The following is a 16,912-nucleotide window of genomic DNA, read 5'->3' as shown; positions in this document are numbered from 1 at the left end:
GGTAATCAGTTGAAAATTCCCTGTTTGTATTCTGCCAGGAATCATCGCGTCGGCTTGGGCCGGTTCCCCTTTTGCAGGTCGTCCCGTACCTAGACTCGGTTTATGAATCTCGCCAAAAGCATGGTTTACGCGGCGACGGCGCCCGCGCGAGTAGGCCTTGCCGCCGCGGAGGCGAGCTTGAACCTTGCCACCGCGGCGGTTGCGGTGGCCAAGCGGTCGCTGGGTGAAGGGGAAACCGGAAACAACGCCGTGACATCCATGCTGGGGCTCGACGACGCCATCAACCGGGCCAATCGGCTGGCCCGGTTGATGTACGACGACGCGCCGCTGGGACGGGCGATGGCACCAGACGGGCCACTCGATCGGCTACTTCGCCCCGGTGGCATCGTCGACCTGCTGATGTCCGAGGACGGTCTGGTCGACCGGTTGACTGCCGAGGGCGGCGGCCTGTACCGGGCGCTGCAGCCCGGCGGCCTGGCCGATCAGCTACTAGCCGAAGACGGCTTGATCGAGCGCGTCCTCTCGGAGGATGGACTGGCCGAACGGCTGCTGTCCGAAGGCGGCCTGATCGACAAACTCACCGCCAAGAACGGTCCGCTCGACCAGCTTGCCGATGTCGCCGACACGTTGGCGCGGCTGACGCCCGGCATGGAGGCGCTCGAGCCGGCCATCGCGACGCTGCAAGACGCGGTGGTCGCGCTCACCATGGTCGTCAACCCGTTGAGCAGCATCGCCGATCGCATCCCGCTGCCCGGCCGGCGCACGGGGCGCCGTGCGCCGTCGCGTCCGGTGCCGTCGCAGCGCATCATCGAGGGCGAGGCGTGACCGGCTAAGCTGGCAGCCGACTTACCCGGCCTCCTTAGCTCAGTGGTAGAGCACTCGCCTTGTAAGCGAGCGGTCGTCAGTTCAATCCTGACAGGGGGCTCCACACACCGGCTCGGCGCCGTCCAACGCCGCTACAGCACATCGAAAGTGGGGCCTGGTTACCGGTTCTGCACAAGCTGTGGCACAACGTACTCGGACGGCAGCGCGGCAAGCAGTGCCAGGATGGTTTCGTTGGCGCCCAACCGGCCCCAGATCTGGATGCCCACGGGCAGGCCGGATCGGCCCAGCCCGGCAGGACCACCGAGATGGGAACACCGACCATGCTCGAGAGCGTCGACAGCGCCGGCGAGCCGGTGTTCGTAAGCGTTTTCGGCGGCGACGAGTCGCAGCGGGCATGATCAACGCATCGATCCGATCGAAATGGCTGTCCACCCGCGCCCGGATCTCGGCCACCGCCTTGGCTTCACGTTCCTCGACATCGGTCGTGTCGCGTCCGCGCTGCAGAATCTCGACGGTCTTGGGTCCAAGATGATCGATGAGATCGGGGGCGAGCAGGCCTTGATGCAGGCGATAGAGTTCCGGCGCCAATAATTCCATAATACGCATCAAATGTATTGGGCGCTAACACCTCTGGTAGGCTTACCGGCTCGACGGTGTGACCGGCTTCCGGAGTTGCCCGACGTAGGTGGTGAACAGTTCCAGCACCTCGTCGTCGACGTCAACCAGATCTTGCAGGTCGACGACGCCAAGGCGATAGCTGGAAAGGGCATCGGGCACCTGGAAGCCGCCGGCGACTTCCGCCAGTTTGATCACGGTCGCCGCGTCGCGGGCAAAGAACCCAGTGTGGTCGAAGGAATCACTGATCCGCGACATCCCGGTGATGTCGACCCGGTCGTGGCCTGCCTTGTACGCAAAGAGTCTGCAGTAGCTGGCGGGCCTGACCACCGAGACGTTGGTCTGGCTCCCGATCGCCGCGGTCACCATGTTGGCCGCGACGGCGGCAGCGGACCCACTCGAGGACCCGCCGGGTGTGTCGCCGAGACCATGCGGGTTTCACGTGAGAGTTGGCTGATACCAACAGAGTTCCGTAGATCTCGTCATACCCGAGACGATCGCGCCGGCGTCGCGCAGCAGCCGGATGAGGGGAGCGTCGTCCTCCGGGACTTTGCGCGGCAGCATGTCGAAAACCGCGCGATTCCCGTTGCCCGATGTGCGACCGCTCAGCTCGAAGACGTCTTTTACCCGAGCGTCACGCCGCGCAACGGCTAGTCGTCGACTCCGGAATCTTGTCCCTCCAAGAGCTCAGCCTGTGCCATCGCGTCATCGGCAAAAAACCTCTTCGAACGCCAGAACTTGTTCATCGAGCCGGCGGATCTCCGCCAACGATGTCGACACCGATGTCCGGACGTTGGGAGCCTGACTTGGTTCGCACAGGCTTGCCGTAATCAAGAGACAGACTACGGCCGATTCAAGGAACAGAAATCCGGCGGTGTACGTTCCGGTGACGGCGATCGTCCAACCGATCACGATGGGTAACACAAACCCGGCAATCTGGCCCGCGAAGTTGATCAATCCCGCCCGCGCCCATCAGTAAACTCGGCAGGAGTTGCATCAGCAGCGACCAGAACGGCCCGTATATGGCGGGCAGAAAGAAGCCGACGCCGACGACTGGCCGCCGGCTTGGCTGCGGTTTCTGGGCTGCAACCCGCGGCATCACAGCCTGGCCTTCATGCCCGGGCAGACCGCCAGCGGCCCCGACCGCACTCGATCCGCCGATCGCGTACACGAACTTCTTCACCGCCGCGACGGCCACGCCGTGCCGCGGGGTCGACATGTCCGGCAACTCGCCCAACGTCCTGGCCGTCAGGTCGAACACCGAGACGCTCTTAAGGACCTGGCCGCCGGACACGCCGCCCACGGCCACCAGCTGGCCGTCGACGATGGCCACGCCGAAATCGAGCGCGCCTGGGGAAGTGGGGGCAACGTCGTCCACGATTTGGCGACGGGGTCGTAGGCCTCGACGTTCAACTGGTCGGAGTCCCCGGTGGTGCCGCTGACGGTGTAGAGCAGCTTGCCGTCCGGGGCGCCGGCCAGCAGCTGTCGCGGTGTCGGGATGGTGCCCAGGCTCCACGAGTTGCCGTCGAACACCTAAGTGGTATTCAGCAGCGCGCCGTTGGCGTCCACGCCGCCGGTGACGATCAGACGGTCGCTGACCACCCCGCCACCGCTGCCGCGCGCGGCTGCAGCAGATGCGGCAGCTCCACCCAACGGCTGTTGACAACACGCCAAAACTAGTTTGTCGCAACATTTTTGGCGCCGACCTTCTTTCAGCCGCCGAGCACGACCGGGTTTCTCTGCCAGTTGACCGCCATCGCGCGCTGAACGCCGACGGGTAGGTCGTCGGCACCCTTCCAGCTGTCGATGACGGGGTCGTAACACTCCTGCAGTGCGGTGACCGCGCCGTCGCAGCGGATCCCGCTGAAGATCCAGATCGTGCTGTCGACCTGTGTCGTGGCCGTCTCGTGCACTACGCGGTCGTTCGTGATCGGCTTCCACACCACCGGGGCCGGCGGGGGCGGGCCCGGTGGTGTGTTTCTGGGCCTTGTCGGGGAAGAGGCCGAAGTACAGCCCGCTCACGACCAGCAGCACGACCACCACCGCGGCGCCGGCGACCAACGCCACGTGCTTGCGCTTCTGGCCCGGTTCCGCGAACCACTCCCGCGTCTTCACCAGCAACGACTTGCGCCAGCGGCGGGACCGACCCGGCTGCGGACGGCTGGCCGCAGGAGATGTTCGCGGCCTTGGAGAACTCGTCCGTCTCCGGCGGCCCCAGGCATGGGGAAGCGCCGCCGATGACGTCACTGCCCGCCTGGGTGGGGCCTGGGTCGGCCGCGGGCGACGGGGTTTGGGAACAGTCGAGGTGGTGCCGTCAGGCGTCGCGGCGACCGTGGCGGGCGAAGCGGCCGCCGGTGCGACGGTCGACGTCGGGCTCGCTGTCCGGGCCGGGTCCGGCGCAGGGCTGGTGATCACCATCGAATCGGGCCGTAAGCCGTTCAGACGCTGCGCGGACTGCAATTCGCGGCCGAATTCCGCCGCGGAGGACGGCCGGTCCGCCGGGTCGATCGCCATCGCATGCTCGATCGCGGCGCACACCGCGTCGGGGATTCCCCTCGGGCGCATGTCTGGGATCCGCGTCGTGCTTGATTCAGCAGGTACTGCGCGACCAGGTCTTCGTCTTTCTTGCGTTCGTGGGCGGCCCCGCCGGCGATCAGCGCATAGATGGTGGCGTCCAGTGAGTACAGGTTGGACGCGACCGTCGCCGGATTGCCGGTCATCATCTCGGGCGCGGCGTAGTCTATTGTTCCGGAGAAAACCGTCTATTGTTCCGGAGAAAACCCGGTCGCCGTCTCATAACCGCCTTCGATGTGGGCGATGCCGAAATCGCTGAGCAGCGGGTCACCGTAATCGCTGACCAAAACGTTGGCGGGCTAGATGTCGCGGTGCAAGGTGCCCGCTTTGGTGGGCCGTTTCCAATGCCCCGCAGAGCTTTACGCCGATTCGCAATGCCTCGGGCTAGGGGCCGGCCCTTCGCGGCGCAACCGGACCGCCAGAAAGTCTGAGGACATGTACGGCATCACGATGTATGGCCGGCCGCTCTCGGCGACCCTGACCCGCAGGATGTTGACGATGTTCGGATGTCTTGACAGGCCGTCCATCGCATAGCCTTCGCGCAGAAAGCGTTCCCGGCCCTCGTCGTCGATATGCGAGGGCAACAGCTTGATCGCGACGTTACGACCGAGCGTCGTTTCGTAGGCCAGTAGATAACTCCGGCCCCCGTCCCTGGCCACCTGACGTGCATCCTCAAGTCTGTCGCAGCCAACTCGGCGATGATGCCGCTCGGCGCCGGCGCCGACGCTTTGTAGGGGACCCCATCACCCATATTTGTGACGCTCTACTTCCCCGCGATTGTCGAATTCTCGAGTTCAAGAGTATCCCTCGGCAACTCTCCCGGGGCGCAATTCGACCACGATCAATGCGACGGTAAAATCGTGGTCGGTGCCGTTGCTGAGCGGAATTCGCGGATTGGGAGCGGCGGCCGTTGCCCACAGGACGATCTCCCGTCGACCGGGCATCCCGCGCCGCGACCGGGGTCGCGCCCGGGTCGTCGCCAAATGCCTTTGAACGCCGCGTATTTCCCGGGCACCGACCCTCGGTCACAATGGACACATGCGACTGGACCTGGCCAGCTACTTCGACCGCGTCGGCTACCGTGGTCCCGCCGAGCCGACGCTAGGGGTGCTGCAGGACCTGATGACCGCCCACATCGGGACCATCCCGTTTGAGAACCTCGACCCGGTGCTGGGCGTGCCGGTCGGCGACCTGGGGCCCGGGGCGCTGTTCGACAAGCTGGTGCGCCGGCGCCGCGGTGGTTACTGCTACGAACAGAACGGGCTGATGGGCTACGTGCTGACCGAGCTCGGGTTCCGGGTGCGCCGGCTGGCCGGGCGGGTAGTCTGGATGCTGCCGCCCGACGCGCCGGTGCCGCCGATGACCCACACCGCACTGGCGGTCACGTTCCCCGGCTCGCAGGGGTCGTACCTCGTCGACGTCGGTTTCGGCGGCCAGACCCTGACGTCGCCCATCCGCCTCGAAACCAGCACCGTCCAGCACACAACGCACGAACCCTACCGGTTGCAGGACCGCGGCGACGGCCTGGTGCTGCAGGCCCAGGTGCGCGATGAGTGGCAGTCGCTCTACGAATTCACCGCCCAGACCCAACCGCAGATCGACCTCACGGTCGGCAGTTGGTACGTCTCGACCAATCCCGGCTCGCACTTCGTGACCGGCCTGATCGCCGCGCTGGTCACCGAGGACGCCCGGATCAATCTTTCCGGCCGGCACCTGGCAATTCACCGCGCCGGCGGGACCGAGAAGGTCGTCCTCGACGATGCGGCCTCGGTCATCGACACCCTCGCCGGCCGGTTCGGCATCGACATCGACGGCGTCGCCCCCCGCGATCAGCTCGAGGCGCGGATCGCAAACGTGCTCGACGGTTGACCGGCCTGACGCGTTTGCCCGCCCGCCGCTCGCGGGGACGGGAAATGAGCCGAAAGTGCGCCCAAAATGGGAACTTGGCAAATCATTTCCCCAGCGCTCCACCGGATTTATCACGGCATGCGCAGCGCCGAAAGACCTCCGGGGTGATCTGCGCCATAGCGAACCGGTGCGGCAAATAAGACGTGCGCCTATGTCTACTCCTGTTCCACGACATGGGCCTGATGATGATCATGTTCACGGCGTTCTTCGGGGCGCACACGACGATCATGGATCCAATGGCCTTCCCGACGCAGGGCCTCTTCGATGTCGCGCGTTGGTCCGGCGAGGGAGAGCCGGACGAACTTGTGTCCCTGCCCGGTATAGAAGTCGATACACGGGGCTATCGCAACACCGGTGTCGGCTAACAACTTCGAGCAGAACGCCAGCGAGTCCTCGGTGTGCTCCGACACGTCGGCATAAACGTAGAACGCGCCGTCGGTGGGCGCCAGTCGGTCGAGGCCGATTCTGCGTAGGCCGTCCAGCAGCAACGTCCGGTTCACCGCATAGTGGTCCAGATTACCGTCGGCCTCCGCGGTCGCCTCCGGGGTGAAGGCGGCCACCGCGGCGATCTGGGAGAGCACCGGCGGGCAGATGGTGAAGTTCCCCGTCAGGCAATCCACCGCGTGGCGCAGCTCCGGCGGTACCAGCAGCCAGCCCAGCCTCCATCCGGTCATCGCGTAGTACTTCGAAAAGCTGTTGACCACCACGGCATTTCGCGAGGTATGCCAGGCGCAGCTGGTCTGCGGAGCGCCGTAGTAGACCAGGCCGTGGTAGACATCATCGCTTATCAACCGCACCCCGGAGGCGTCGCACCAGGACGCTATAGCCGCCAGTTCCTCCGGCGGTATTACCGTTCCGGTGGGGTTGGCCGGGCTGGCAACGACGACACCGCGTACCGGCGGGTCGAGTTCGGCGAACATCTGTGCGGTGGGCTGGAATCGGGTCTGCTCGCCGCAGAGGAGCTCGACCACCTCGCATCCCAACGCGGACAGGATGTTCCGGTAGCACGGGTAGCAGGGACTGGCCATCGCGACCCGATCGCCGACGTCGAAGCACGCCAGGAATGCCACAAGAACCCGCCCAACGAGCCGGTCGTGATGACCACCGTGTCGGGGTCGACGGAAATTCCGTGTACTCGTTGATAATGCATGGAAATAGCGGCGCGCAGCTCGAGTATGCCCAAGGCTACGGTATAGCCCAGCTGGTTGCGCTGCAGGGCGGCGGCCGCGGTCGCGCGCACGGGTTCGGACGCGCCCACATTGGGCTGGCCGGCGGACAGGTTGACCAGATCGCCGTGGCTGCGTTGACGTTCAGCAGCCGCCAGCCAGACGTCCATCACGTGGAACGGCGGGATGCCGGCGCGCAGTGCGACGGAGTCGTTCACGAGGTTTGGAACACCTCGGATTCCAGTCGGCGCAGCATGTCTCGGGGTGTGCCGAGCAGCTGGGCGCTTTCGTGCGCGCGTTTGAAATACAAGTGCACGTCGTGCCCCCAGGTAATCGCGATGCCCCCATGCAGCTGAATGCCCTCGCCCGCCTCAGTACACAGCGCCTCGGTGGCGGCCAGCCGAGCGGTGGCCGCGGTGGTGGGGGTGGGGTCGGTGCAGGCCTCCGACACCACGGCCTTGGCGCCAGCGGGCATGACGTACAGGTCGGCCGTCCGGTGTTTGAGCGCCTGGAAACTACCGATAGGCCTGTCGAATTGCACACGGCTCTTGGTGTAATTCGACGGTCAGCTGCAGGCAGTGCTCGGCGCCAGCAGGATCGCCGCGGTGTCGGCCAGCCCGGGGGTCGGGGCCCAGCGCTACGGTGCCCTGCGGCCGCAGGGCGGCCAGCCGGCAGGTGGGGTCCACCGTCGCCGCAGGCTGGGCGCTGAACTGGGTCCACCGGCTCAACCGCCCGTCTTCGGCGGCGGCGACAAAGTCGGCGGTGTCGCCGTTGACCACATAGTCGGTATAGAGCACGAGCGCCCCGATCGAGGTTCCGGCGGCCAAAGATTCCAGCGTTTCGGTGTCCGGCTCCGGCGCGGCCAACAACGTCAGCTCCGCCCACGTGGTACCCAGCAGCGGCGAGGGCCCCAGGGACCGGCCGATATCCTGCAAAACCGTTGCGGCATAATATAATTCACCGACAGCGACGCCCAGTTCCTCGGGAATCACCAGGGCGGCGGCGCCGACCTGCTCACACAGCAGGTGTTACAGCCCGTCGTCGTAGCCGCGCTCGGATTCCATTGCCGCGCGGACCGCGGCCGGGTTGGCGTGTTTGGCGACCAGCGCGGCGACGGTCTCGCGCAACAGTTCCCGTTCGTCGGTCATCAGCGCCGCTCCTCCGCATCGTAGACCCCGCGGTTCACAGTGCCTCCAGCACCCGGCGCTTGTGCGCTTCCTGCGTGCCCCAGGCCGATCGCAGCGCCTGTACCCGCAGCAGCCACAAAGAGAGGTCGAGTTCCTGGGTGAACCCGATGGCGCCGTGGGTCTGCAACGCCGCACGAGCGGCCAGCAGGCCGGCGTCGGCGGCCGCGGCCTTGGCCGCGCTGACGTAGCGCGTCGCGGCGCCCCGGATCGTCAGCCAGCGCCAGCGCCGCGCCGTACACCAGCGGGCGTGCCAGTTCGACGGCGATGTGCACGTCGGCCAGCTTATGTTTAATCGCCTGGTACGAGCCGACGACCAGGCCGAACTGGATGCGCTGCTTGGCGTAGGCGACGGTGTCGGTCAATGGCGCTGACCCGTTGCAGCGCAATCGAAGCCGCCGAATACGGGGTCCGTATCAACGCGGTGTCACCGAGCATCGCGGCACAAGTTTCTGGAAAAGACGTCGTCGGCCGAACTGCTGGTCCCGTTGGCCGCCGGGGAGGCCTTCGGTCGCGCCGCCGAGCCGTGGGGAGTCGCGGCCACCATCGCGTTCCTGGCCAGTGAGTACTCGAGTTACCTCACCGGCGAGGTAATCTCGGTGTCCAGCCAGCACTCGCTATCCCAACTAGCCAAGCAATCGCTTGGTTGATATTCTGATCGGATGGACCGTGTGACCGGTCAGGTCAATAGCCGACGCCCACGGGTCGTAGAAGGGTGGCGAATCCAGCGAGACGAAGCCGTAGTAGACCCGCTTGACCTTGCCCACCGCGCACAGCAGGCCGAGGTCCGGACCGCTGTAAGTGACCACGGTGAGGTCTTTGACGTCGGTGCGCAGGATGGCGTGCACGAACGCCATCGGCTTGCGCCGGGATCCCCAGCCCCCGATGCCGATGGTCATGCCGCTGCGCAATTGCGCGACGGCCTCGTCGAGAGTGGTCCTCTTGTCGGCCACTAGGCGCCTCTCCTCTTCATCACTTCGGTCTGCATCGTTGCAGGCGGCTAGGACTTCTCACCCTTCGCCGTGCCGGCGAAGGCGTCTCGGTGCTCGTCGAACACCCCGGCGAGGTTCAGTTCGAACGTAAAGCCTTGTTCCATGCGGTAACTCGAGTTGACGCGCTGCACGTCGATGAAGTTCAGCGCTTCCTTGGCGGCTCAGATGAACCGGGTGTCTTTCGCGGCGATGTCCTGGGCAACCCGAAGTGCGGCCTCGTCGAGCTCGTCGCGCGGCACCACCTCGTGCACCGAACCGAAGTGGTGCCGGGTCACGGCATCCACGGTGGCGGCGGTGAAGAACAACCGGCGCATCATGTGCTGCGGCACCAGCCGCGACAAATGCGTTGCCGCGCCGAGCGCGCCGCGTTACACCTCCGGTAACCCGAAGGTGGCGTCGTCGGAGGCCGACGATTACGTCGGCATTGCCGACCAGGCCGATACCGCCGCCGACACCAGAAACCGTTCACCGCCGCGATGACGGGCACGGCGCATTCGTAGACGGCGCGAAAGGCGGCGAAGCAACTTCGGTTGGCGTCGATCAGCGCGGTGAAATTTTCGGTGCGCTGCATCTCCCTGATGTCGACGCCGGCGTTGAACCCGCGGCCCTCCGCCCGCAGAATCACGGCGTGCGTCTCGGGATTGGCGCCCGCAGCCGTGATCGCGGCGGCGAGTTAGAACCAGCCCTGCGACGGGATGGCGTTGACGGGTGGATAGTCGACGGTGACCGCGACTATGCCCGGCTCGGTGCTTGTGTATGTGATCGTCAATTGGCACTTCCTGGAGAAATCGCGGCCGACTACCTAAGCAATCATTTGCTTGGTACATTAGCACAGTGACTCGCGCCGAGGCAGGCTCCCTGTCGGGGGGCCATCAATCTGGGACTGGCCGGGCGGGTCGTTTTGGTGACCGGCGGGGTCGGCATCGGCATCAGCGCGGTTTTCGCGCAGCAAGGCGCGACCGTGATCGCCTGCGCCCGGCGCGCGGTTCGAGGGACTGCCGTTGAGTTTCTGCGATGTTCGCGACGAGGAAGCCGTCAAGACGCTGATCGACACGATCGTTGAGAGGCACGGTCGGCTCGACGTTGTGGTCAACAACGCCGGCGGCTCGCCGTACGTGTTGACCGCGGAGTCCAGCCCGAAGTTCAACCGCAAGCTTATCGAGCTTAACCTCATTGGCGCACTGCTGGTTTCTGGGATTTTCCATGAATTGCGGCTTTCTAGCGCTGAATGAACGGATAAAACCGAACCTTGATGTGCTGGATTTCGGCTTGCCCGGTTGGGCTTTCGGCGGGGATCAGAAATGTCTCGTCGACCCGGGCGGCCAGCCGACGGCCGCCGGACGCCGCCTTGGTCAGCACCACGTAGTCGGCGCGCACCTCGTCGCCGACGATGGAATAGTCCGGCGGTGTCGTCTCGGCGATCACGCGATACTGCGGACCGCGATTAAGGCTGCGCCGCAGGTGATTTCCGCAGAACCCGTTCTTGATACCCTGCTCGACCCGGGTGCAGCCGGGAGCGAACGGGACCGCGTCGCCGTCGTGGCTGACCAGCGCGTCGATATAGGCCTGCGCGGCGGCGATGCGGTCTGTTTCGGAGACGATCACCGAGCGGTTAGATGCGTTCGATAATGGTGCCGGTGGACAGCGCGCCGCCGACGCACATCGTGATCAGCACAGTGGTTTGGTCGGTGCGTTCCAGCTCGTGCAGCGCGGTGGTGATCAACCGGCTGACGGTGCTGCCCACCGGGTGGTCCAACGCGATCGCGCCGCCCTTGACGTTCACCTTGTCCATGTCCGGGTTGTGCACTCGCGCCCACGACAGCACCACCGACGCGAGGGCCTCGTTGATCTCGGTGATGTCGATGTCGCCCATCTTCATACCAGCCTTCTCGAGCACCTTGGCGGTGGATTGCGCCGGGCCGTCCAGGTGGTAGGACGGCTCCGCGCCGACCAGCGCCTGGCTGATGATGCGGGCGCGGGGCCGCAGCCCCAGCGCCTTGGCCTTGTCCTCGTCCATCCACAACACCGTGGCGGCACCGTCTGAGATCTGCGATGACGTGCCCGCGGTGTGGATTCCGCCCTCGATCACCGGTTTCAGCGACGCCAGACCCTCGAGGGTGGTGTCGCGCAGGCCCTGGTCCTTGGTGACGACGTGACGTTCGCTGGTGGGCCGCTTGTTCTCGTCGAGCACCGACGCTTCGATGCCGCTGATCTCGCGGTCGAACCGGCCCTCGGCCCAAGCCTGCTTGGCCTTGCGCTGGGAGTCGAAGCCGAACTGATCGATGTCCTCGCGCGTGATGCCGCGCCGCTTGGCGATGCGCTCGGCGGCGGTGAACTGGTCCGGCAGGTCGATGTCCCACGACGCGGGCCGCAGGATGCTGTGGTCCGGGCCGGCGTTGGCGCCCAGCCCGACGCGACTCATCGCCTCGATGCCGACGCCGATGGCGCCCGCGGCGATCAGGCCGGCGACCAGACCGTTGGCCTGCTGACTGCTGCCGCACTGGCAGTCGACGGTCATCGCACCGACGTGGTCGGGCAGGCCGGCCACGAGCCAGCTGACACGGGTGATGTTGTTGGACTGCTCGCCGAACTGCGTGACGCAGCCGCCGACGATTTACTCGACCATGCCGGGGGTCGATACCGGCCTTGTCGACGAGCGCCTTCTGCGTGGCCCCCAGCAACTCGGTGGCGTGCAGACCGGACAGCCATCCGTTCCGTTTGCCGATGGGACTGCGTGTGGCTTCAACGATGACAGGCTTACCCATTCTTTCAGGCTAGAACACGTTTCATTACTCTGACAAGCGACGATGTTAACCTGCTTTTATCTGCTCAAGAGCCGTGTTTTACTGGCACTAGAACATGTTGCAATTTGTGTTGTAAAAGGAGCGCACTCAGATGGCACCCCCCAAACATTCCCGCAGACTTCGATTTTCTCGACCCCGACGTGAACCTGGCGGGGCTGCCCATTGCAGAGCTAGCCGAGCTGCGCAAGGCGAGCCCATTCCCTGGGTCGACATTCCGGGCGGCACCGGTGGCTTCGAGGACCACGGCTACTGGATCGTCACCAAGCACCACGAGCCGGGATTTCGGCGCCATCTCGGTGGCCGACCGCAAGCACGTCGCCAAGAACCCGAAACCTTATTTCTAAAAAGCTTATAGCCATTGAGGATAACCAAAATTCGCGGTGGATCACCGAGCCGTTGCGGATGCTCGATTGCTTCCAGGAGACTGACGGTGCGGTCGCGATCGTGGTGACCTCGGTGGATCGGGCGTGCGGCATCAAGCAGCAGCCAGTTGTCATCGAGGCGGCGTCACAGGGTCACAGTTCCGACCAGTACACGATGGTCAGCTATTACCGTGACGAACTGGGTTTGCCTGAGATGGGTTTGGTGGGTCGTCAGCTGTGGGCGCAGTCGAGGTTGTCGCCGGCCGACATTCAGACCGCCGTCATCTACGACCATTTCACGAAGTTAACGCTGATTCAGTTGGAGGAGTTGGGATTCTGCGCCAAGGGTGAGGTCAAAGACTTCATCGCCGATGGTGCAATGGAAATCGGCGGGCGGCTGCCCATCAACACGCACGGCGGGCAACTGGGTGAGGCCTACATCCACGGCATGAACGGCATCGCCGATGGGGTGCGGCAGTTGCGCGGAACGTCGGTGAACCCGGGGCACCACCGTGGCCAGCGGTGCGTGGCGAACTAGCTCGGCGATCTACTGAATGGAGTTGGCCTCCATCATGATGCGCGGCGTGATGCGGTGCTCGGCAAAGTTGGCGTCGATGTGGCCGCGGGTGTCGAAGTCGGGTGTGAGCAGAACCAGCGGAGCCGGCCGATGCTGTGACGGGTCAGTGGTTCGGTTGGAGTGGCGGGGCTTGTGACGACGAGTGTTTCCGCGAAGAGCGGCGCGACGGTGATGGCGGGAAGGTGCGGTTGTTCGAAAGCGATTCCGATATCGAGTTCGTCTGTCAGCAACCGGGTTTAGAAGTGGTTCTGGTTGGCTTCCAACACTTGACGGTGATGCCGGGGTGCCGGTTGTGCAGTTCGGCGATCAGCGACCCGATCAGATAGGTGGCGAACATCGGAGTCACGGCCAGGCGGAGCTCGCTGCGGGACAGGTCGTTGACGTCGTTGACCGAGCGCTCGCCTGCGGCCAGTTCACGCAGAGCGCGTCGCGCGTGCGCGAGGTAGGCGTCACCGGCATCGGTGAGACGCACCGAGCGGCAGCTGCGGTCAAGAAGCTGCGCGCCGACGCCGCGTTCCAGTCGGCAGATCTGTTGGGAAAGCGTGGGTTGGGAGACGTGCAGGTCCTGCTCGGCGCGGGTGAAATTCCCGTGATCGGCTACTGCCTGTAGATATCCCAGATGGCGAAGCTCCGGCAGTACAGATTAACTATAGATGGTTTCTATCTGGACATCCCGGTCAACACAATGGTGCCGCCGCGGCTGACGCCGGGCGGCCTGGCCACCCAGTACTCATCGGTCGGGCACTTCGATCTGCGGCCGGATCAGGCGATGGTGATCACGATCCCGATGTCGGATGCGCCCTATCTCGGTTTCCAACTGGGCAGCCTCTGGTACATCTCGCTGGACTACATCAACCATCAGACCTCCCTGAACAACACTCAGGCGCAAGTGGATCCGGACGGCATGGTGCGCATCGTGGTGGCCGACCAAAGCCCGGGAGTGACGAACTGGGTCGAGACGCTGGGCCATCGTCGGGGCTTCCTGCAGTTCCGCTAGCAGCGGGTGTCCCGTGAGCTCACCGACGCCGACGGTCCGACCGTCGCGATCGTCGACATCGACAAGGTGCCGCCCGTGCTGCCGTATTTCGATCACAACAAGATCTCCGAGGACGCTTGGCTAGATCGAATTTCGCTGCGTTACCAACAAATTCAAGCAAGGATGCTGGGGCGACCATGCTAGGGATGCTCAACAAGAAGGTAGTCATCATCAGCGGTGTCGGCTCTGGCATCGGTGCCAACGCTGGCGCACCGATGTGCGCGCGACTGGGTCGGACCTGGTGCTTGCGGCCCGCACCGCCGAGCGGCTCGAGGACGTCGCCCAGCAGATCAAAGATGTCGGCCACCAGGCGTTGGCGGTGTGTACTGACATCACCGACGATGATCAGGTGAACAACCTCGTCGAGCAGACCATGGCCACCTACGGCAAAGCCGACGTGCTGATCAACAACGCGTTCCGGGTGCCGTCGATGAAACCATTGGCCAGTACCACGTTTCAGCACATCCGCGATGCCATCGAGTTGAGCGCGCTGGGAACATTGCGGTTGATCCAGGCCTTCACCCCGGCACTGGCCGCGTCGCACGGGTCGGTGGTCAACGTCAACTCCATGGTGCTGCGGCACTCGCAGGCGAAGTACGGCGCCTACAAGATGGCCAAATCCGCGCTGATGTCCATGTCACACTCGCTGGCCACCGAGCTGGGAGACCAGGGAATTCACGTCAATTCGGTTGCGCCCGGCTATGTCTGGGGTTACACGTTACAGTCTTACTTCAACCACCAGGCGGGCAAGTACGGCACCATGGCCGAACAGATCTACCAGGCGACCGCGGAGAACTCCGACCTCAAGCGGCTGCCCACCGAAGACGAGGTCGCCTCGGCGATCCTGTTTTTGGCCAGCGATCTGTCCAACGGCATCACCGGCCAGACCCTGGACGTCAACTGCGAGGAGTGCCACACCTGATTCCTGACCTAGCCGGCCGGACAGATATAGGCGCCGTCGAGGACCTGCACGCGTCGGCGACCAAACTCGTCGGACTGGACGACTTCGGCCCCGACGACGGGCAACCGTGAAGCACTCGGGGTACTGCTGGACTCCTACCAGCGCGACGCCAATCTAACCCCGTTGGTCAGCAAGATGAATCGGTTCTTCCTGCGTGGCGCCCTGGTGTGGCCCGGCTGCTCTCCGAAGCCGCATGGAAGCAGTACCCGGCGCACGCCGACGTAGCCATCGAACGACCGATTTTCGTCACCGGGTTGCCACGCACCGGCACCACGATCTTGCACCACCTGCTGGGTGCGGACCCCGCCATCAGGGTCTGCACCTGCTGCTGGCCGATTTCCCGCAGCCGCGTCCGCCACGCGAGACCTGGGACTCCAACCCGTGGTACCGGCAGTTGGACACGCAGTTCACCCAGCATCACCGGGAAAACCCGGATTACACCGGATTGCATTTCATGGCCGCCTATGAACTGGAGGATTGCTGGCAGCTGCTGCGGCATTCGCTGCATTCGGTGTCGTACGAGACCCTGGCACACCTAACCCGCTACTCAACAGTGGTTGTCGCAGCAGGATTGGACGCCGTCCTACCGGTGGCACCATCGCAACCTGAAACTCGTCGGTCTCAACGACGACGAAAAGCGTTGGGTGCTCAAGAATCCCAGCCACCTCTTCGCGCTGGATGCGTTGCTGGACACCTATCCCGACGCGTTGGTGATCCAGACCCATCGGCTGGTGGAGACCATTCTGGCATCGATGTGCTCGCGGCGCAGCACACCGCCGAAGGGTTGTCCACGACCTTCCACGGCGCACTGCTAATACCAGCGGCGCAACTGGTAAACAGCACCGTCTTCCTCGACCAGCAGTGGGGGGGGTGTCGATCCGGGTCTTGTGCTTCCAGATCTCGACGTCTTGCAGGAAACCCTTGCTGACGCCTTCGGTAAACGCGCGCGACAGCTTGTCGGTCGTCTCTTCGTCCATGCCCTTGGGCTTTTCGACGATCACGCCCCATTGCAGGACGAACGAGTTCCGTGTCACCGGGTAGTGGCAGTTGATGAGGATCAACTTGGGCCCTGTATCCGCCGTAGCTGTTGTGCAGCCAGTTGATCATGAACGACGGCCCGAAGTAGGACGCCTCGGAGTCCAGATGCGCTTCACGTAAGAAGTTCCGAGATCGTTGACGTCCGGCCGCCCCACGTTATGCAGGTACTGCGAGGCGATGTGACCCTCGAAGACGTTCTTGAAGTAGGTCGGCAAGCTGAAGTGGATGTAAAAGAAGTGCGCCATGTCGGTGACGTTGTCGATGATGTCCCGGCAGTTGGATCCCTCGATGAGGATGCGGTTCCATCGCCAATCGGTCCACTCGTCCGAGTGGGCTTCGGGAATCTCGGGGATGCGCACCGCGGGGTCCGGCGGATTTCCATCGTGGTTGTGCCAGACGAACGACAGGCCGCCACGGACGTCGGTGGTCCAGGCGCGGGTGCGGGCGGTTTTGGGCGTGCGTTTGGTGTAGGGCACCAACTTGCAGCGGTCGTCGCCGGCCCAGCGCCAGTTGTGAAACGGGTAGGCAACCTCGTCGCCCTTGATGGTGCCCTCGGACAAGTCGCCACCCATGTGACGGCAGTGGCCGTCGAGGACCTTGATGTCGCCGTGCGAATCGGCGAACACCACCAGCTTGGTGCCGAACGCCTGGATCGAGTGCGGCTAGCCGTCCTGGAAGTCTTTCGCGACGCCCAGGCAATGCCCGCCCCGAGCGGGCCTGGTCGGCAAGGCGCCGGGATCGATCTCCCGGATGCCGACCGCTTTGGTGTCGGTAATCACCAGTCACCTCCGATGTTGTGCCCTCTAACTAGAACACGTTACATTTTTGTGGCGCGGCCGCGCAACGACAGTGGCCATAACCACGGCATAT

At 64.5% G+C, this 16,912-nt stretch carries 8 protein-coding genes, 1 tRNA gene and 16 pseudogenes; 11 read left to right on the top strand and 14 right to left on the bottom strand.

Annotated elements, in window-relative coordinates:
• Positions 1 to 102: 102 nt before the first annotated feature.
• The 3 genes from FQ389_RS03975 to FQ389_RS17710 all read left to right on the top strand — a co-directional run bounded on the left by FQ389_RS03975 (position 103) and on the right by FQ389_RS17710 (position 1,416).
• Positions 103 to 825, top strand: coding sequence for a hypothetical protein (locus FQ389_RS03975; RefSeq protein WP_144206115.1), 723 nt, complete (start codon positions 103 to 105; stop codon positions 823 to 825).
• A 28-nt stretch (positions 826 to 853) separates the two neighbouring features.
• Positions 854 to 928: transfer RNA gene (locus FQ389_RS03970), tRNA-Thr, on the top strand.
• A 317-nt stretch (positions 929 to 1,245) separates the two neighbouring features.
• Positions 1,246 to 1,416, top strand: coding sequence for a hypothetical protein (locus FQ389_RS17710; RefSeq protein WP_186296257.1), 171 nt, complete (start codon positions 1,246 to 1,248; stop codon positions 1,414 to 1,416).
• Positions 1,417 to 1,464: 48 nt separating this feature from the next.
• Here the strand turns inward: FQ389_RS17710 and FQ389_RS03965 are convergent.
• From FQ389_RS03965 to FQ389_RS23045, 5 genes and pseudogenes are all read right to left on the bottom strand, one after another.
• A pseudogene (locus FQ389_RS03965) lies at positions 1,465 to 1,866 on the bottom strand (amidase family protein); the annotation flags it as partial.
• Between the two features lie 427 nt (positions 1,867 to 2,293).
• The gene (locus tag FQ389_RS22050) at positions 2,294 to 2,773 is read right to left on the bottom strand and encodes a Kelch repeat-containing protein (protein WP_186296264.1); all 480 of its coding nucleotides are present in this window, start codon (positions 2,771 to 2,773) and stop codon (positions 2,294 to 2,296) included.
• A complete protein-coding gene (locus tag FQ389_RS22045) occupies positions 2,689 to 2,973 on the bottom strand; it encodes a Kelch repeat-containing protein (protein ID WP_144206112.1) in 285 nt (94 codons plus the stop codon). Before FQ389_RS22045 ends, FQ389_RS22050 begins: the two co-directional genes overlap by 85 nt.
• Positions 2,974 to 3,152: 179 nt before the next feature.
• Positions 3,153 to 3,353 carry a Kelch repeat-containing protein gene (locus FQ389_RS22040; protein WP_407662748.1) on the bottom strand — a complete coding sequence of 67 codons (201 nt, stop codon included), beginning with the start codon at positions 3,351 to 3,353 and terminating at the stop codon, positions 3,153 to 3,155.
• A 492-nt stretch (positions 3,354 to 3,845) separates the two neighbouring features.
• Positions 3,846 to 4,765 (bottom strand): annotated as a pseudogene (locus FQ389_RS23045) (serine/threonine-protein kinase); the annotation flags it as partial.
• Between the two features lie 287 nt (positions 4,766 to 5,052).
• Here FQ389_RS23045 and FQ389_RS03945 point away from each other — a divergent pair.
• A complete protein-coding gene (locus FQ389_RS03945; RefSeq protein ID WP_144206111.1) occupies positions 5,053 to 5,883 on the top strand; it encodes an arylamine N-acetyltransferase family protein in 831 nt (276 codons plus the stop codon).
• A gap of 194 nt (positions 5,884 to 6,077) precedes the next feature.
• On the opposite strand, the pseudogene FQ389_RS03940 reads toward FQ389_RS03945, so the two are convergent.
• The 3 pseudogenes from FQ389_RS03940 to FQ389_RS03930 all read right to left on the bottom strand — a co-directional run.
• Positions 6,078 to 7,306, bottom strand: a pseudogene (locus tag FQ389_RS03940) (pyridoxal phosphate-dependent aminotransferase).
• A pseudogene (gene ipdE2 / locus FQ389_RS03935) lies at positions 7,303 to 8,236 on the bottom strand (acyl-CoA dehydrogenase IpdE2). The pseudogenes FQ389_RS03940 and ipdE2 overlap by 4 nt, the downstream one beginning before the upstream one ends.
• Before the next feature lie 34 nt (positions 8,237 to 8,270).
• A pseudogene (locus tag FQ389_RS03930) lies at positions 8,271 to 8,649 on the bottom strand (acyl-CoA dehydrogenase family protein); the annotation flags it as partial.
• On the opposite strand from FQ389_RS03930, the pseudogene FQ389_RS03925 reads away from it, so the two are divergent.
• Positions 8,637 to 8,922, top strand: a pseudogene (locus FQ389_RS03925) (SDR family oxidoreductase); the annotation flags it as partial. The pseudogenes FQ389_RS03930 and FQ389_RS03925 sit on opposite strands and share 13 nt — an antisense overlap.
• Before the next feature lie 48 nt (positions 8,923 to 8,970).
• Here the strand turns inward: FQ389_RS03925 and ipdA are convergent.
• Positions 8,971 to 9,225: pseudogene (gene ipdA / locus FQ389_RS03920) on the bottom strand (cholesterol ring-cleaving hydrolase subunit IpdA); the annotation flags it as partial.
• 47 nt (positions 9,226 to 9,272) lie between these two features.
• A pseudogene (gene echA20 / locus FQ389_RS03915) lies at positions 9,273 to 10,033 on the bottom strand ((7aS)-7a-methyl-1,5-dioxo-2,3,5,6,7,7a-hexahydro-1H-indene-carboxyl-CoA hydrolase).
• Positions 10,034 to 10,135: 102 nt separating this feature from the next.
• On the opposite strand from echA20, the pseudogene FQ389_RS03910 reads away from it, so the two are divergent.
• Positions 10,136 to 10,457: pseudogene (locus FQ389_RS03910) on the top strand (SDR family NAD(P)-dependent oxidoreductase); the annotation flags it as partial.
• 25 nt (positions 10,458 to 10,482) lie between these two features.
• Here FQ389_RS03910 and FQ389_RS03905 read toward each other — a convergent pair.
• Positions 10,483 to 10,869, bottom strand: coding sequence for a hypothetical protein (locus FQ389_RS03905; protein WP_144206110.1), 387 nt, complete (start codon positions 10,867 to 10,869; stop codon positions 10,483 to 10,485).
• Positions 10,870 to 10,876: 7 nt separating this feature from the next.
• Positions 10,877 to 12,029: pseudogene (locus tag FQ389_RS03900) on the bottom strand (steroid 3-ketoacyl-CoA thiolase).
• A 104-nt stretch (positions 12,030 to 12,133) separates the two neighbouring features.
• Between FQ389_RS03900 and FQ389_RS18970 the strand changes: the two are divergent.
• Positions 12,134 to 12,342, top strand: a pseudogene (locus tag FQ389_RS18970) (hypothetical protein); the annotation flags it as partial.
• Positions 12,335 to 12,932: pseudogene (locus tag FQ389_RS03890) on the top strand (thiolase C-terminal domain-containing protein); the annotation flags it as partial. The pseudogenes FQ389_RS18970 and FQ389_RS03890, both read left to right, overlap by 8 nt.
• A gap of 298 nt (positions 12,933 to 13,230) precedes the next feature.
• Here FQ389_RS03890 and FQ389_RS18965 read toward each other — a convergent pair.
• On the bottom strand, positions 13,231 to 13,626 hold the full coding sequence (locus FQ389_RS18965; RefSeq protein WP_260860488.1) for a LysR family transcriptional regulator: 396 nt from the start codon (positions 13,624 to 13,626) through the stop codon (positions 13,231 to 13,233).
• Between the two features lie 39 nt (positions 13,627 to 13,665).
• Between FQ389_RS18965 and FQ389_RS03880 the strand changes: the two are divergent.
• The 3 pseudogenes from FQ389_RS03880 to FQ389_RS03870 all read left to right on the top strand — a co-directional run.
• Positions 13,666 to 14,187: pseudogene (locus tag FQ389_RS03880) on the top strand (hypothetical protein); the annotation flags it as partial.
• Positions 14,181 to 14,965: pseudogene (locus FQ389_RS03875) on the top strand (SDR family oxidoreductase). The pseudogenes FQ389_RS03880 and FQ389_RS03875, both read left to right, overlap by 7 nt.
• Positions 14,965 to 15,812 (top strand): annotated as a pseudogene (locus FQ389_RS03870) (sulfotransferase family protein); the annotation flags it as partial. The pseudogenes FQ389_RS03875 and FQ389_RS03870, both read left to right, overlap by 1 nt.
• A gap of 6 nt (positions 15,813 to 15,818) precedes the next feature.
• Here FQ389_RS03870 and FQ389_RS03865 read toward each other — a convergent pair.
• Positions 15,819 to 16,821 (bottom strand): annotated as a pseudogene (locus FQ389_RS03865) (Rieske 2Fe-2S domain-containing protein); the annotation flags it as partial.
• Positions 16,822 to 16,912: the final 91 nt, after the last annotated feature.

The sequence above is a fragment of the Mycobacterium tilburgii genome (genome assembly GCF_902168065.1).
GTDB lineage: Bacteria > Actinomycetota > Actinomycetes > Mycobacteriales > Mycobacteriaceae > Mycobacterium > Mycobacterium tilburgii.
Note: the sequence above shows the minus strand (reverse complement) of the source record. Positions and strands in the feature narration are given on the sequence as shown.